Origin of the sequence: Bradyrhizobium sp. Ai1a-2, from assembly GCF_000426245.1 — a bacterium.
GTDB lineage: Bacteria > Pseudomonadota > Alphaproteobacteria > Rhizobiales > Xanthobacteraceae > Bradyrhizobium.
Map to the genome: position 1 here is coordinate 1 of NZ_AUEZ01000119.1, position 15,062 is coordinate 15,062.

The window sequence follows — 15,062 nt, forward strand, 5'->3', positions numbered from 1 at the left end:
CCATTGATGGGGAAGACGGCCCCGCTCTCTCGGCGCCGGCGTTATACTGGCAATATACGGAACCGCTAACAGGAGGCTCTCGGTATGGAAGTCGCGACAATTGGGGTGGATATTTCGAAGCACGTATTTCACATCCATGGAGTTGATAGCAAAGGCCAAGTGACCAATCGCCAACGCCTCCGGCGAGGCGAGATCATATCGTTCTTCTTCTCCTCGCTCGCGCCTTGCCTGGTCGGCATCGAGGCCTGCGCCACCGCTCACCACTGGGCACGCGAGATTCGGCGGCTTGGACACGATGTGAGATTGATCCCGCCGGCCTATGTAAAACCTTACCTGCGGCGAGGAGCCAAGAACGACGCCGCTGACGCGGCCGCGATCTGCGAAGCGGTCACCCGTCCCAATATGCGGTTCGTTCCAATCAAGAGCGTCGAGAACCAAGGCTTCTTGATGCTTCATCGCGCAAGAGGCCTGCTGGTTCGCCAAAGAACCATGACGGCTTGCGCCATTCGAGCTCACTTTGCTGAGTTCGGAATCATTGTCGGGCAGGGCCGGCAAAGGGTGGATGGTCTGGTGGACCTGTTGGTTGACGAGGGGCTGGCGATACCTGCCAATGCTCATATGGCACTGGCTGTTCTTGTGAACCAACTGAAGGAATTGGACCGGCAGGTCGATGCCATCGAGCGTGAACTGGCTCACATCCAGAGAGTAAATCCGATGGCGAAGTTGCTTTCCTCGATTCCTGGCGTTGGTCCCATAACGGCCACGGCCCTCGCCGCGACGGTGCCGGATCCGACCATGTTTCGCTACGGGCGAGAGTTCGCAGCCTGGCTTGACCTGACGCCTAAGCAGAATTCCACTGGCGCGAAGGAGCGGCTCGGCCGGATAACGAAACAGGGCGATTCCTATCTCAGGCACCTGCTTGTCATCGGAGCACGCAACATCGTTCGGTACCCAAAGGCACGCTCTCGGGTCGGAGGCGGCTGGATCGAAGCTCTGCTGGAGCGGCGTCGGCCCATGGTCGTTGCCATCGCTGTTGCCAACAAGTTGGCCCGGATCGTCTGGGCGATGATGACGACCGGGGAATTCTATCGGCCTAAGCTCGCGGCCTGAGCTGCCGCGTATCCTGGCCACCTTAAGGTGTGAGGGCAAATGACAGCATGATGGAAACCGGCGGAGCTGGGGATCGAGCAAGCCCGAAGAGCTTTAAGCGCAACAAGCGCGACCCGTTGATGAGGCCTCGATCCTCGATCCGCGATCTCCATCAGGGCCAGCGGCCATCGTATCGGTCGCACCAACAGGCCGTATACATGAACGCACCCGACCGTTATCCAAAGTGCTGCTAAAAATCCCTTGCATCCGCGGGGCCGTCTATACATGAAGCTTTCGATGAAGCCGTTCTGCATCGGCTTTCCTGGCGCGATGTAGTGCCACGCGACGCGGCCCTGATCCGGCCACATCAGGATGGCGTTGCTGGTGAGCTCACTGCCATTGTCGCTGACCAGCATTTTCGGCTTGCCGCGCTCGATAATCAGCCGGTCCAGTTCCCGCACTACGCGGGTGCCGGAGAGCGAGGTATCGGCCACCAGCGCCAGGCACTCGCGGGTGCAATCGTCGAGCACGGTGAGGATGCGGAAGCGGCGGCCGCAGGTCAGCTGATCCGACACGAAGTCGAGCGACCAGCGGTCGTTCGGAGCCATCGGCGCCATCATCGGCGCCCTGGTCCCGATCGCGCGCTTGCGACCGCCACGGCGACGCACTGCGAGCTTCTCTTCCCGGTAAAGCCGGAATAGCTTCTTGTGGTTAACCCGATAGCCCTCCCGCTTGAGCAGGACATGCACCCGCCGGTAACCGAAGCGACGGCGCTCATGAGCAATCGCCTTCATACGCTGGCGAAGGCCGCCATCGTCCGTCCGGATCGTCTTGTATCTGATAGTCATGCGGCTCTCATGGATGCCCACGGGATGAGCGAACGGCGGGTGTGCCGAAAAGCGGCTGCGCCTCATGCTCTGGTCCTTGTCTTGGGCCAGAACGAACTTCAAACCGGATTAAACCGGCCGGGCAAGGTCACAGTTTGCCGGCCTCAGATCAACTCGAAGACCAGGCTTTCAGGAGGAGCCTCCGCTTCACTCATAGAACTACTCCTCACGCTTGACGTCTCATTTCCGCTGTTGAAGATTTCCTCAAGAACGGCACATGCCGCTTTGATCCAAATCAACCAGCGGTACCGCGCTGCGCCGCGATGCCCAGAGCCAAAGATTGCCGGGCTTGTGCAGGCCACCGACTCACAACCGACCTTGTCGGATGTCCCAGCGCCGATTGTCCACCTTGAGACAATTCGTGCACGTGACGCGACGCACGATTCGAGCGTCTCGACGATACTTGTATCAAGCGATTGCAGAAGCGCCGCAATTTCAGTTCGGCATGCTGTGTGCTTCATGGAAGGAGCATCACGAAGCAACCGGTGATGTAGCGGCGGTCCCAGCGTCGCATGCTACCCTGCGTTGGGCCGCCCTCTACTTTCCCGGCAATTGGATTCGCTCACTTAGGAGCATCCGCCTAAACATTGCGGCGAACAGACTTCGATCGTCAGGAGTGAGAGAAACGGAATTGCTCCTCTGAAAGGCGACTCTCGAATGGCTCAGATCACTCAGCAAGATGCCAATCAAGCTATTCGTGTGGGCATCAAAGTTGCTGCCGCCAAGGGCTCTCCCGATCGGGGGCCGTGGTATCCCTCGGCAGCCAGCGGGCGGCTCCGGTCCGCAAGACCCTCCGAAAGTGCGGCGCCGGAGCCGTCCCGTTCTCTTGACCAACGAAAGCACGACAACTCGCCGCCTCAGGTCGACGTAAATCCCGCAAAGCGCATATGACGGATGCATAGCAGGCGAGAAATAGGAGGGCAGAATGTCCCGCTATCGTGCATCACCGGCCCCAGCCGTGCTCGATTGCCAGTGTGAGCTCCAGCAGCACCTATTTGCGGCCATGCTCAAACCGAGGCTCCTTCTCCGCATCTCTCGCCGCAGCCGCTGGCAGGCGAGTTTCTGAACGAACAAAAATCAGATCAGTGCACACCATGTAGGAGAATTAATGAGATGAAAGCCCCCTCGTCGCTTTGGCGCTAGCTCTCCTTAAGCGCTCCGGCCCTCGCCCAGTCCATCGAGTATGGGAAGGACCGGTTTGGCTCCGATATCGGCAGCTTCTCTCTCCCGGCGAACAGCGTTCCTGAGAACTGCCAGGGTGCTTGCCAGGCCAACTCGAGCTGCGCGGCGTGGACCTTCGTCCGCAGTGGCTGGCAAGGTGCAACTCCGCGCTGTTGGTTGAAGAACGCGGGCGCCGGCACCAACGTATAATGTCTGCTGCGTGTCCGGGCGTAGGTAAGCGCCGTAGCAGCTTGCATGAATGGGCGAGGGGACGAGTCAATATTTCATGTCCTTGATCTCCCGGTGATTCAGGTCCGCGACTACCGCGGGGATCGGATTTCCTGAATTTGGGTGTCGATTTTTTGCAGCCGCGGTCCAACCAAGCTCTTGTTGCGCTTCAGCGGGTTCTTGTTCGGATCCTCGTGTATCAGAGCCGCATCAAGCCTCTTGGTTTCCGCCAATGACAGCAAACCATGCTCGGCCAGGGTCTGCATCACGACGTTCTCGGGACGCCCCCAATGTGCGTCCGCAGTATAGACCTGCCTGAAGTTCAGGATGGCCTGGCCGGCAGCGAACTGGGCCTCCTCGCCAAGCCCGCACTCCTTGTCGAGCAGCGCCTCAAGCATCTCGGTACATCGCTTGAACGTTAGGCCCTTCTCGCCCTGGAGGGCATCTCGGAAGTGCTGCATGCCCTTGTTGACAAACGGGTGAGTTATCGACCTCGACGTGTAGCCGTATGCGCCGGTCTCCTCATTGAGCACGCCAGTCAGCGCGCACTTGTTCTTCTGATCGTACAGCGGGCTCCTCGTCAGGTCTGGATCCTTCGGCGCCTGCGGTGGTCCGTACTTGGCCACGCACTCCGCATTCACGAGATGCCCCTTCATGCAGGTTAGGTTTAGAACGAGCGACTGGCGCGAATGCGTTGAGTCCACGAGGCGCGCGAGGTGTGCGCGGGTCGCCGCCCGATAGTCGATCATGGTCACGAACTGATTGTTGCCGCAGGTACGGATTGGGTTGAGAGGTCGTCCGTTCGGACGCTGAACTTCGGGGTCAGCGGCGTGGTACCGCATGTAATACTCCCTCGCCTTCGCCTGGGCCGTTCTGAGCCGTTCGTTGCTGGTGAAGCCCTTTTTCCGTCATGCAGCGAGGTGGTGGAAAGGAAGAAGTCGTTGGCGACCTCGTTGTAGGCGTAGCCTGCGCCCGCGAAGCGCAAGCCGTACTTCACCAGGCGCGCGGAAAGGCGTGGCCCGTCTCCCGTGCTACCTTCCGTCGCTCGTTCCCCACTATGCTGATTCTCCTCGCCTTGCGGCAGAGCAGGGTTCTGCGCTGGTGTCGTTGGCGTACTCCGGGAATGGAGCGGAGCACGTGAATGACCCGCTTCTTGGAACAAGATCATCACACTCGAGGCCTCGGTCACTCCGCCAATAATTCGCCGAACCCGGGAACGAAGCTCAGCAAGTGGGTGGTGCGCTTCGTGTAACCCGATCATCGCACTCGGGACCTCAGCCGGTCCATTGCCAATCCGCCGGCTCAGTGCCCATTAGCCGCCGAGGTGGTTACTTCCAGTTCGCATCTCGTGGCTCCCGTATCGATGCCCTTGATGCAGCATCCACTTTATGAATCGGGCATACTGTTCGGCTACACTGCCCATTGTATCTGGATCGAACGCGGCTGCTGTAATCTCAGTTTGAAGGCCGCCAACTGAGACGGTCTCGCTTTTGTGGCGTATTCGCGCTGCGTGTTGGGAAGTGGTCCACTTAGCCAGCATACGAACCATGCTGGATTGTGCAGCAAAGAGCCGTCGTTGACGGATGATGATGTTCCCGGGAAAGACCGGCGCACGCGTACATAGATTGTCATCCGAAGTCGAGCCTGCAGTGCTGCCGAACCGCCTTGCCTGGCGTGCGTGCTCGCTTGTTCACAGCCTCGGCGCGAAACTTTGGTCAACGCGGCATGATCAAGTTCTCATCGTCCGTTGTATACGCATTTTGTGTCAGCCTGTCGTGGGATACGGCGAGCGTGGGGTCGTTGCGGTGGTCACGGAGCCCGCCGTGAACGCGCGAAGAGAGCATACGAAAACGTTGTTGATCGTGTTCTGCGGACAGAACTCTTGGCTGCATCTCAGTAGCAACGGCTGTGCCGACAGCATCCGCGGCACTCAAGCTGCTGATTACGCTTTGAAACAATTCGCGCGCGGCAGACCGGGGCGCTGTTTTGAACACGACGGACGTGGTGCGGCTGTTAGAAACCGGACACGGACCAGTTGGTCGTTTCCGCGCGAGACGCTGTCGTTTCGTGCGATTATCGCGGCGGCCACTGGAACGGAAATTGCTGTACTCGATGACAAAGTCCGTCAGGCTCAGATGCTAGGAGCTTCTCAATCTTGACCAGGCGTGGTCCTATCTTCGAACGCTGCCGACTTCGCCATGTCTCGATCGACTGGGATACGATCGAAGGCCCGCGCTGCTCGTGCAAGCCCGGCAGGTTAACTCTTGTGTGCCGTCTGCGTGTCCATTTAGAACAAATTCGCGATCAGTCTTTCGTTTGCCGCCGAGCGGATGCGAACGAGCAGTTTCGTAAATATAGCTCTATTTCTCTGGATCGGCGTGACATCTTCGACAACCAGAATCTTGACGTTCGCGTCGGACCTATACGCATCTCTGGCCGCCGGACTCTTTTGCCAATTCGAACTTGGTGTGTGGCGGAACGGCGCCTCTGCACGGGCGGATTGCTGCCGCACGCGTCAATTGACCGCGCCGGTGGCCACATATCAATTCGCAACTCTGTCATCCTGGAGAAATAGTAATGCGAAGTGGGACATTTAGCGGCGCGATCTCATGCCTATTCTTATAAAGCCCCGAACGCTGGGGCTGCTGAGTAAATGCGAGCGCCGTCCTCGCGGAGCAAGCCTCATTATTTCCGCTTTCGCGATGTTCGACCTCGCCAACCCGAGCGCCGACCGTCTGGAAGAAGAGCAGGAACTTTGGGTGATGGCTGCGAAGGAACTTCCCCCCGGCAGCCCACTCGATTTCGGCATGCCCAAACCGCAAGCGGAAGTGCTCATCGGTGGACATGCCGCGACGCCCGACGGACGGCCGACCCAGCGCATGATGTTGGGATGGTCGCTCGGACCGATGCAGAAGCACCTTCTGGTGACTGGTGACCGTTACTGGCAGATGACCACCTCCGGCTGGAGACCAACAGCTGCCAAACCTTTCCAGCAGATGCCGCTAACGCGGCAGCGGGCCTTCGGGGGGCCCGGCCATGCCGCGAACCCGACCGGCACCGGCTACTTGGCTCTTCGCCGTAGTATGGCCGGCGAACTCGTGGCGCTGCCTAATGTGGAAAATCCCAATTACGCGATTCAATTCATCGAAACAACAGCACCGCCCGCGGCCTTCGGACCAATGGCACTCGATGATAGGCAGCGCCTGCAATATGCGGGCACTTACGACACCGCGTGGCTGAAATCGGTCGCCCCCGGCTTGGCGACTGACGCCGATCCGCGCCTCTTTCTGTTCGCGCCGCCCGACCAGCGCATGGCCGGCTTTCTTTCCGGCGGAGAACCCTACGCGCTGCGAAACTTCTCCGCGGATCACCCGTTGATCGAAGGCCGCCTGCCCGCCTTTCGCGTGCGCTGCCTCGTCGGCTGGAGCGACGCGGCGCGTGGCGTCACTGAACTTCCGACGCGCATCGATACGCTTTGGCTGGTCGCCGGCGCCCGCCGCGGTGTCATGATCTACCGGGCCGCGATTGCTGTGCAGGAAATGGACGGCACCGCCGTTGCCGACATTATGGTCGCTTATGAACGGCAGAGCGAGCCCGCGCGGCCGTTAGATCATTATCTGAACGTCAGGCGTCTGCGCCTCGACCCGAGCACTGCTGCACGCTACGCCTTTTCGGAACATCAACTCACGCCCGAGCTCTCGGCCGCCGAATGCGAGCGCCGCGCAGCGCGGCGACGCGAATTGGCCGAACAGCGCGCAGCGCGGCAGCAGGACTCCAGGCGCTGGGTGCTCGACCAGGAACTCGCGCGCATCGAACTTCCGCCTGCGCTGCGTCCTAGAATCGAGATGCCGCCGATCGAACCGTCGAGCGTTCCGGAACCATTGCCGGAGCAAATCGAGAGCGGCGAAATCGACCTAGCCGAGATTCTCGATGCCCTGGAGACGGTCCAGGCCAAGGCCGAGTCCGACATTGACAAGCTCGCCGCTCAATACGAGCCCATGCGTGCCGCCTATGAAAAGATTGCCAGCGGCAACGCCGTGTCGGGCGATATCGACGTGTTGCTTGCCGCGATCGGCAACATGGACGCCGTGCAGTCGATGGACGCAATCTTTGAGCAAGTCCCGTCCTTGCCCGCCTTCCCGCCGGAGGCTGATCCGGCTCGCATGCACGAGCTCGAAGCCAAGCTCGCGCAGGCGAAGAACTGGCGTGGCGAAATCGTTAACGCGGCAATGCTGCCGGTCGACGAGCATAAACAATTTGAACTGGCGCATGCCCGCTTCTTTGCGTTGTCGGCTGGACGACCGCTTGAGCCGATACGGACCGCCTTGTCGGACGATGCGTTTTCACCGGCCGACGTTCCCTCGTTTATGCTGCCGGAGGAAGCCCAGGGCGTCAAACCGGACACGCCACACCGACTGACGATTGACGAGATAGTGGCGCGGATCGAGAGCCCCAACACGCCCGTTGAAGCCGTGCAGCGTGTGCGCACTGCCCTCACCGACGCTGAAGCGGCGCTCAAAAAGACCCTGCCCGCGTTGGCCATCGATGGTCGCGCGCCGTTCGAGGCCTTGGTCGGGAGCAATCAGCCGCCGATCGCCGACACGCCCGAAGCGGCGCTGGGCGCAGCCGCCAAGGAAAGCAAAAAGGCATTAGCCGTCCTGCGAACCGAGATCGATAAGGCGGAAAGTCAGCTGGCGGCCACCATGTCCGCAGTGAGGCTGGCTTCACCCAAGCCGCTCAAGCCTGAAACGATGCTGGCTCCAGCTGTGGGTCGGGCGCTGGGCGACGTGGTGGAGGACGAATTCCGCCGCGGCGGCACGCTTGCCGGCCGCGATTTGGCCGGCGCCGACCTCTCCGGACGGCAGTTCGCGAATGCGGACCTCTCCGGCGCCTTTCTCGAACGCACGAAGCTGAATGGGACCAGCCTCACCGCCGCAAAACTGATGAAGGCCACGCTTGCCGGCGCGGCCCTCATCAACGCCGATCTAAGCGCAACCGACCTCACTGACGCCAATCTTGGTGAAACCGACTGCCGCGGGACGCGTTTCACAGGCGCACGACTTGTGCGCACAAATCTTCTCGGCGCGCGCATGGTGGGCGCGTCCTTCGACCAAGCACGTCTCGCCGATCTGCAAATGTTGCAGGTGCCGATGATCGGAGCAACGTTCCGCGTTGCGCAGCTGCATCAATGTAGCTTCATTAAGGCCGCCCTGGATAACAGCGTCTGGCAGGGCGCCGTCCTCCAGCGAGCACAATTCTTGGATTTATCGCTGTCTAGTGCCGCCTTTGCCGGCGCACACCTGGAGCAAACCTGCTTCCTCAAGGTGGCGGCGCCGCAACTCGATCTCAGCACGTCGCAACTCAACCAAGTCAGCTTCATTGGTGACGTCGATCTGCGCGGTGCCCGTTTCGACAGCAGCAGCGCCGACGCGCTCTCGTTTCAGGGCGCCGACGTCAGCGGCACCGACTTCAGCATGGCTCGGCTAAACGGGGTTTATTTCGGCAAGTCGGCTCTGTCGCGCGCGATCTTCCGTATGACCTCACTGAAAGGTGCGGTCTTCACCGGCAACGATCTGAGCGGCGCAGACTTCTATGCTGCCAACTTGCTCGAGGCGCATCTCAATCAGACCGACATGACCGGCGCCAGTCTGCGTCATGCAAATCTCTACGGTGCCGACCTAATGGAGTCGACGTTGGTCGCCGCCGATTTGAGCAACGCCAATATCGACCGCACCGTCCTGATGGTTCCGCGCCATGTCAATTGATCTGCTATTGCAGTCGATCGCCCACCGCGTCCCGGTGCGGGATGCCAACCTCGATGGCGAGACACTGTCTGGAATGACCTTGAAGGACGGCGTGGTACTGAGCTCCTCCTTCCGCAACAGCGATTTCGGCGGCGCCTCCCTCAGTGGCATGATGTTTCAGGACTGCGACTTCAGCGGAACTTCGTTCGCCGACGCTTTCCTTGACAACTCCTCGTTCGTCAGCTGCAGCGCGGGTGAATCTGACTGGCGGCGGGCGACGTTCGCCCAGTCGACGTTCATCGCATCGGATCTCGGCCGTAGCGACTTCAGCGAGACGCGGCTCACCCAAACGACGGCGATGCGCTGCGTCCTGGCCTACTCCGTCCTGCGCGGCGCCACACTGTCCCAAAGCGCCATCATGGACTGCGACCTCGCCAATCTCGTGCTCGACGACGCCACACTCACGAACGCCGCCATCACCCAGGCCGATTTGCGTAGTGTGCATTTGGCGGGAATGCGGTGCGACACCATCCTGTTCTCAGAATGCGATCTGTCGGAGCGGGACCTCAGGGGCCTGATGCTCGCCCGAGCGAACTTGAGCGGCGCCAAGCTGAATCGCGCCAACTTGTCTGGAGTCGACCTCTCCGGCTCCGTTTTGACAGGCGCTAGTTTCATAGGTGCCGACCTCTCGCACGCTGCCGCCCCGAAGACACTGTTTGCCAAGGCCGATCTGCGAGCGGCTAGCCTTCGCGGCGCGGACCTGAAGCAATGCCTGTTCACGGAGGCGCGCCTGGACGGCTGCGATCTATCGAGCACAAAATTGGAGATGGCCGTATTCACGTGTGCGTCGGCCAAGTCCGCCTTGTTTCGCGGCGCCGACATGTCCTATGCGCTCATGCATCATGCCAAGCTCGATGGTGGCGACTTTTCGGGCTCCAAGTTTCTGCGCACCGACTTTCATTGCGCATCGACCACGGGCAGCCTGTTCATAGGCCAGCACGGTAGTGCCCTCCAAACGGTGCCTGAACGCGCTGTCGCCGAACTCTACGATGCAAGCCGCGTCATTCCGTTCAATGGAGCGGGTTGAACAATGCCATTTGTCAATGCCAGCGGCCCGATGCCGGCCCAAGATTTCGCGTTTCCCGACGTGTGCAACACCCCGATCGGTCCCGCGGTCATGCCCTTTCCCTACCCCAACATCAATATGAGCACCATGGCCAATCCCACGCAATTTCGTTGCCTGATCATGTGTATGCCAGCGCACAACCTAACGACGGAGCGCACGATATCAACGGGCGACAACGCGGGTGTGGCCCTCGGCGTCATATCCGGCATGGTCATGGGTCCGGGCCGCGCTATGACCGGATCGTCCAACTTGTTCATCGGCGGCCCGCCGGCGGCCAAGATGGGTATGGCCACCAAGCAGAACGGGGCGAGCCCAAACGCGTTCGGAATGTCGATATCGCCGTCTCAAACCCGAGTAATGTCGCTGCGCTAAGGCGCCCGACCACCGAAACGATTGGGGAGTCTAGCATGCCGACCGCCTACACGCGATTGTTTGTTCCGGAAAAGCCCGACGCTCCCGTGACTAGTTCGAGCTATCTGCGCCTCGGCTCCTATTCGGTTGGTGAGAAAGACATTGTCACGGGCCTGACCGCAAGCAGCGAAAACTCGGTCCGGCACGAAAGCGACCACGCTGGCATACTTGTCTTCACCAATAAGGACTATCACGCGACCGTAGAAGGCGCCACACTGATGAAGATTGGCGGCGGCCACACCACCGAGATCGGGAACGGCGATGCCAAATATACGGTCTCGAAAGGCAGCTATGAGCTTTCGGCGAAGAACGGCGTATCGATCAGCGCCGGCATCAGCGGCACGCCCGGCAACATCAACATCACCGGCTCGGATTACAAGCAGACCGCGACGGGCAACCTGTCGGAGATCACGCTCGGAAACTCGAAAAGGGCCACGCACGGCACCACTATGGAATTTTACATGGGCGCCAAAGTGACCTGCCTGATGGGCGCAAGCGTTACCGCGGCTCTGGGCCTCAATGTAGCTGCGTTCCTCGGCGTGGCACTCTCCGTCAAGCTCGACTACGACCTATCAATCAGCTCTTGCGGCAGCAGCATGATCAGGTTTCTTTTTGCAAATACCCTAACGGTCGGCAACGAGTTCAACAACGTGACAGGCAATTTGACCAGGACTATCGGTGGCTACAACGTACAGGTCGCTGACTCCGACGTCAGGTATGTCAAGAAAATCTATCTCAAGGTGGTGGACGATGCCGATGTGAAAAGAGTCAGGCTTGATGGAACGTGGTGCGAGACGAGCGTGCAAGTGGCAGACGCACAAGTGGAGAGCGGGGAATTAAGCACCGATCAGCGTCGGGTTGTAAGCAAAGTACGCGACCTCGAGACCGAGACCGGCAAGTTTAAGGCCAAAACATGGTCTTCGGTGCTGTTCCTTTAGCCGGCTGGAGTGCGACAATGACAATGACTTTCCGTATCACAAACGCTGGCCTCATGACGACAACCAAGCGCCTGCTTGATCCTGGGCATCACACCGCCAGTGTCGTGGCAGTCGATGAGGACGGCGCTCAGGTGGAAGTTGAAGTCGCTGGCGCTCGTCACAGGGCGACGGTAGCTATCGGCTGCCTGGTTCGACCGATGCCGCAGGACCTCGTGCTGCTCTTTTGCGATACGGGCCGAACCTACGTTCTGACCGTGCTTCAGCGCACGACTGCCAGTCGGGGCATAGTGGCTTTACCCGGATGTGGCAATATATCGATCGAGGGCGAGACAATCGCTGTCGCCGCGCGAAAACGAATGTCCTTGCGCGCCGACACTATCGATGTACAGGCAAAATTGTTCGCCGTGATCGCGGACAAGACCACGTGGATCGGCAAACTCTACAGTTTAATCGCGGAGCGTTTCCGCAGCTACGCCTGTATCCAGGAGGCTAGCGCTGATTCGCTTACAGTGAAGGCGATCCAACGCATCTCCGTCATCGACCATATCGATTCGCTGCAAACCGAAACTCAGGCGATTAGGGTCACTGGGATTGCCTCCGAGACCGCCCACAGCAAGGTCATCGCTGTGACCGAGGATCTCCGCCTCGACGGTAAACGCGTGACGGTCGCATAGCGCGCATGTTGACGACTGGCATCTCGGCCCCGAGCCGACAAGACCGCCTTAGAATAGCGGAGGAGTTCATTGCCGCCAGCCGTTTTGAGGAGGCGGAGGCACTGCTGGACGAGGTCAGTGTCGCGACGAACGATCCCGATACGCTCAATGCAAAGGCCACACTCGCGCTCGCACGGCGGCGGACCGATGTTGCGTTTGAGATGCTCGCGGAAGCGGCGACCGCCTATCCCGAGCACGCAGGCCTTGCCACTAACCTCGGAATCGCCCACGAATTGCTCGGCCGCTTTGACGAGGCGGTGATCTGCCTCGAACGCGCGGCGGCACTCGCCCCGCGTAACGAAGACATCAAGCTGGCGCTCGCTCATGCCCTATTGAGCCGCGGTGACGTTGCAGAAGCCCGAGCGATCACGGAGGTAGTTGTTCAACATGAACCACGCAATGCGCGCGCCTTCCTTCAACTCGGAGCCATTGATTTCGCGCTAGGTGACCACTCATCGGCCGAGGCCGCCCTGCTCCGTGCCCTTGAGCTTGCTCCCGACAATCCCGATACGCTGCGCAATTTATCGGTACTCTTGCTCGAACGGCACCACTTTGATGAGGCGCTCAAGCTTGCGGAACGCGCGCATCTTCGCGCACCACTCGATACAGCGGGACTTATGCATGTTGCTTATTGTCGTGCAGCGACGGGACTCTGGTTGCAGGCGGAGGCCATCTGCAAGAAGTTGCTCGCCTATGCGCCGGCCCATCTTGGCGCGCGCGAAATTCTGGCCCGCGTCACGATTGCCAATGGCGAGGTGGATCGGAGCATTGCGGACCTCACGCAATTCGTGCGTACGCACAAATCGGATCCTTCCGCCGCGCTTGCTCTGGCGCGCGTCCTGCAGTTTGTCGGCCGTTTTGATGAAGCCCTCACGCTTGCCGGCCACGTTGCGCACACGCGACCCGAGGACGAAGCGGCCAAGTCTCTGAAGACGATCCTTGAACTGACGCTCGGTCGCTTCCCGACGCCCGAGCCGGTCACCTTGGGCCTTGTGACACGGGTTTTCGTGCCGCCGACGACTGGCGCGCTCGAATTCGTGGCACTCGTTCGTCTCTTGCGCCGGCTGGCGAGCCATCAAGTTGTGCGAGTAGTCGCGGAGCCACATTACCAGACTCTTCTTACCAGCCTGGCTGCGCAGATTATCCCCGAGGAGCCGAGGTCTGGGCTGTCAGCCACCCCGCTGCAATCGTTACTGCCAATGCTGGTGACAGAAGCCGGAAACATTGCCGATGGCATCCCGTACTTGCGAGCTGAATCGGAGCTCCTTGCCAAATGGCGGGATGCCCTAGCCGCCTTCGCGAGGCCGTTGGTCGGCATCGTGTGGGACGGTGGCGTTCTCGGCTTATCGATGGAGCAGATCGCGGCCGCGCTCCCTGATTCCGTGACGCCGGTCAGTTTAGTGACCGACGGGCAACGACACGACATGAAGCGATGGAGCCGCCCAGTCGACGCTGGCGTGCATGTCGACAGCCCAGCTGAATTGATCGCAGCGATTGCCAATCTCAACGCGGTGGTTGGGCCCGACAGCTTCGCCGTGCATATTGCCGGGACGCTCGGGATTCCAGGCGTTGTCTTCGTGCCGCGTGGTTATCCTTGGTACTGGGCGCAGGCCGACGGAAAGCCACTCTGGTACCCCTCAATCGAAGTCGTCGTCCAGGAACGGCTCGGGGACTGGTCGGGCGCGATCGATGAAGGTCGCTGCCGGCTCGGCACGCTGCTGCGCGCGTCAGCAATGGCTTGAACGGCTTGCAACTCGCATACGCAGGCCGGAGGTTACCATTTGCGCATTGTACGCAGGTGCTCGACCTCTATGCCGAGGCGCCGGACTCCAGACGGCCAGTGGTGTGCTTCGACGAAAGCCCCGTGCAGCTCATCGGCGAGGTCCGTCAGCCAATTCCGCCAAGGCCGGGCCGGCCCGAACGTTACGACCACGAATACCGTCGCAATGGGACGGTCAATCTGTTCGTTCTCCTCGACGTGCATCGCCCCTGGCGCAAGGTCAAGCTCACCGAGCGGCGAACGGCGAAAGACTATGCCCAATGCATGCGCGACCTCGTCGACATCCATTATCCCGACGCCGAGATCATCCGGGTCGTCCAGGACAATTTATCGACCCACTCCGCCGGCGCCCTCTATCTGGCGTTCCCGCCCGCCGAAGCCAGGCGGATTTTGCGACGGCTCGAGTTCCACCACACCCCAAAGCACGCAAGTTGGCTCAACATAGGTCGAGATCGAAATCGGCATCCTGCGAGGCCAGTGCCTGGATCGCAGGATCGACGACCCCAAGCGACTGCGCCGCGAAATCGCCGCTTGGGAACGACAACGAAATGCCGCCCGCTCCCGTATCAAATGGATGTTCACAACAGACAAGGCTCGCACCAAAATGGCAGGCGCCTATCCCGCCACTTCCAAAGAGTCATAATCACTGTGACTACTAGTTGCTCTGCACGGTGATTATGACTCTTTGGAAGGGTTTGGGTAGGCGCGTCCCATTTTGGCGCGAGCTTTTTCGATTGTGAACATCCATTTGATGCGGGAGCGGGCAGCATTTCTATGCCGCTCCCAGGCGGAGATTTCGCGGCGCAGTTGCTTGGGGTCGTCGATCCTGCGGTCGAGGCACTGTCCCCGCAATACGCCAATCTCGATCTCGACCATGTTGAGCCAGCTTGCGTGCTTGGGGGTGTAGTGGAACTCGATGCGCTGCAGGATGCGCCGTGCTTCGGCAGGCGGGAAGGTCTGATACAGCGCACCTGCCGAGTGGGTC

9 protein-coding genes and 3 pseudogenes are annotated in these 15,062 nt (G+C 60.4%); 9 read left to right on the top strand and 3 right to left on the bottom strand.

The window, feature by feature from the left end:
• Positions 1-84: 84 nt before the first annotated feature.
• Positions 85-1,110, top strand: coding sequence for an IS110 family transposase (locus K288_RS0139655; RefSeq protein WP_027584385.1), 1,026 nt, complete (start codon positions 85-87; stop codon positions 1,108-1,110).
• Positions 1,111-1,376: 266 nt separating this feature from the next.
• On the opposite strand, the pseudogene K288_RS48185 reads toward K288_RS0139655, so the two are convergent.
• Both K288_RS48185 and K288_RS53865 read right to left on the bottom strand, forming a co-directional pair.
• Positions 1,377-1,940: pseudogene (locus K288_RS48185) on the bottom strand (DDE-type integrase/transposase/recombinase); the annotation flags it as partial.
• Positions 1,941-3,457: 1,517 nt separating this feature from the next.
• A pseudogene (locus K288_RS53865) lies at positions 3,458-4,210 on the bottom strand (type III effector HopG1); the annotation flags it as partial.
• 978 nt (positions 4,211-5,188) lie between these two features.
• Between K288_RS53865 and K288_RS53060 the strand changes: the two are divergent.
• From K288_RS53060 to K288_RS51435, 8 genes and pseudogenes are all read left to right on the top strand, one after another.
• Positions 5,189-5,524, top strand: coding sequence for a hypothetical protein (locus K288_RS53060; protein ID WP_152535907.1), 336 nt, complete (start codon positions 5,189-5,191; stop codon positions 5,522-5,524).
• 450 nt (positions 5,525-5,974) lie between these two features.
• The gene (locus tag K288_RS0139675; protein WP_084800063.1) at positions 5,975-9,130 is read left to right on the top strand and encodes a DUF2169 domain-containing protein; all 3,156 of its coding nucleotides are present in this window, start codon (positions 5,975-5,977) and stop codon (positions 9,128-9,130) included.
• Positions 9,120-10,196, top strand: coding sequence for a pentapeptide repeat-containing protein (locus K288_RS0139680; RefSeq protein ID WP_084800064.1), 1,077 nt, complete (start codon positions 9,120-9,122; stop codon positions 10,194-10,196). Before K288_RS0139675 ends, K288_RS0139680 begins: the two co-directional genes overlap by 11 nt.
• Before the next feature lie 3 nt (positions 10,197-10,199).
• On the top strand, positions 10,200-10,607 hold the full coding sequence (locus K288_RS0139685; protein ID WP_084800065.1) for a DUF4150 domain-containing protein: 408 nt from the start codon (positions 10,200-10,202) through the stop codon (positions 10,605-10,607).
• 35 nt (positions 10,608-10,642) lie between these two features.
• On the top strand, positions 10,643-11,584 hold the full coding sequence (locus K288_RS0139690; RefSeq protein WP_027584421.1) for a hypothetical protein: 942 nt from the start codon (positions 10,643-10,645) through the stop codon (positions 11,582-11,584).
• A gap of 17 nt (positions 11,585-11,601) precedes the next feature.
• Entirely contained in the window at positions 11,602-12,258 is a 657-nt protein-coding gene (locus K288_RS0139695; protein WP_027584422.1) for a DUF3540 domain-containing protein, read from the top strand.
• A 5-nt stretch (positions 12,259-12,263) separates the two neighbouring features.
• Positions 12,264-14,039 (top strand): tetratricopeptide repeat protein, encoded by a 1,776-nt coding sequence (locus tag K288_RS0139700; protein WP_027584423.1) that lies wholly within the window; start codon positions 12,264-12,266, stop codon positions 14,037-14,039.
• Positions 14,040-14,095: 56 nt separating this feature from the next.
• Positions 14,096-14,720, top strand: a pseudogene (locus tag K288_RS51435) (IS630 family transposase); the annotation flags it as partial.
• Positions 14,721-14,752: 32 nt separating this feature from the next.
• Here K288_RS51435 and K288_RS48195 read toward each other — a convergent pair.
• The coding region (locus K288_RS48195; RefSeq protein WP_043161985.1) for a transposase at positions 14,753-15,062 on the bottom strand (310 nt) is incomplete at its 5' end.

Coding starts and splice junctions, on each gene's coding strand:
- K288_RS0139700 (WP_027584423.1), top strand. CDS start 12,264: ATGTTGACGACTGGCATCTCGGCCCCGAGCCGACAAGACCGCCTTAGA.
- K288_RS0139695 (WP_027584422.1), top strand. CDS start 11,602: ATGACAATGACTTTCCGTATCACAAACGCTGGCCTCATGACGACAACC.
- K288_RS0139685 (WP_084800065.1), top strand. CDS start 10,200: ATGCCATTTGTCAATGCCAGCGGCCCGATGCCGGCCCAAGATTTCGCG.
- K288_RS0139680 (WP_084800064.1), top strand. CDS start 9,120: ATGTCAATTGATCTGCTATTGCAGTCGATCGCCCACCGCGTCCCGGTG.
- K288_RS0139690 (WP_027584421.1), top strand. CDS start 10,643: ATGCCGACCGCCTACACGCGATTGTTTGTTCCGGAAAAGCCCGACGCT.
- K288_RS0139675 (WP_084800063.1), top strand. CDS start 5,975: ATGCCTATTCTTATAAAGCCCCGAACGCTGGGGCTGCTGAGTAAATGC.
- K288_RS0139655 (WP_027584385.1), top strand. CDS start 85: ATGGAAGTCGCGACAATTGGGGTGGATATTTCGAAGCACGTATTTCAC.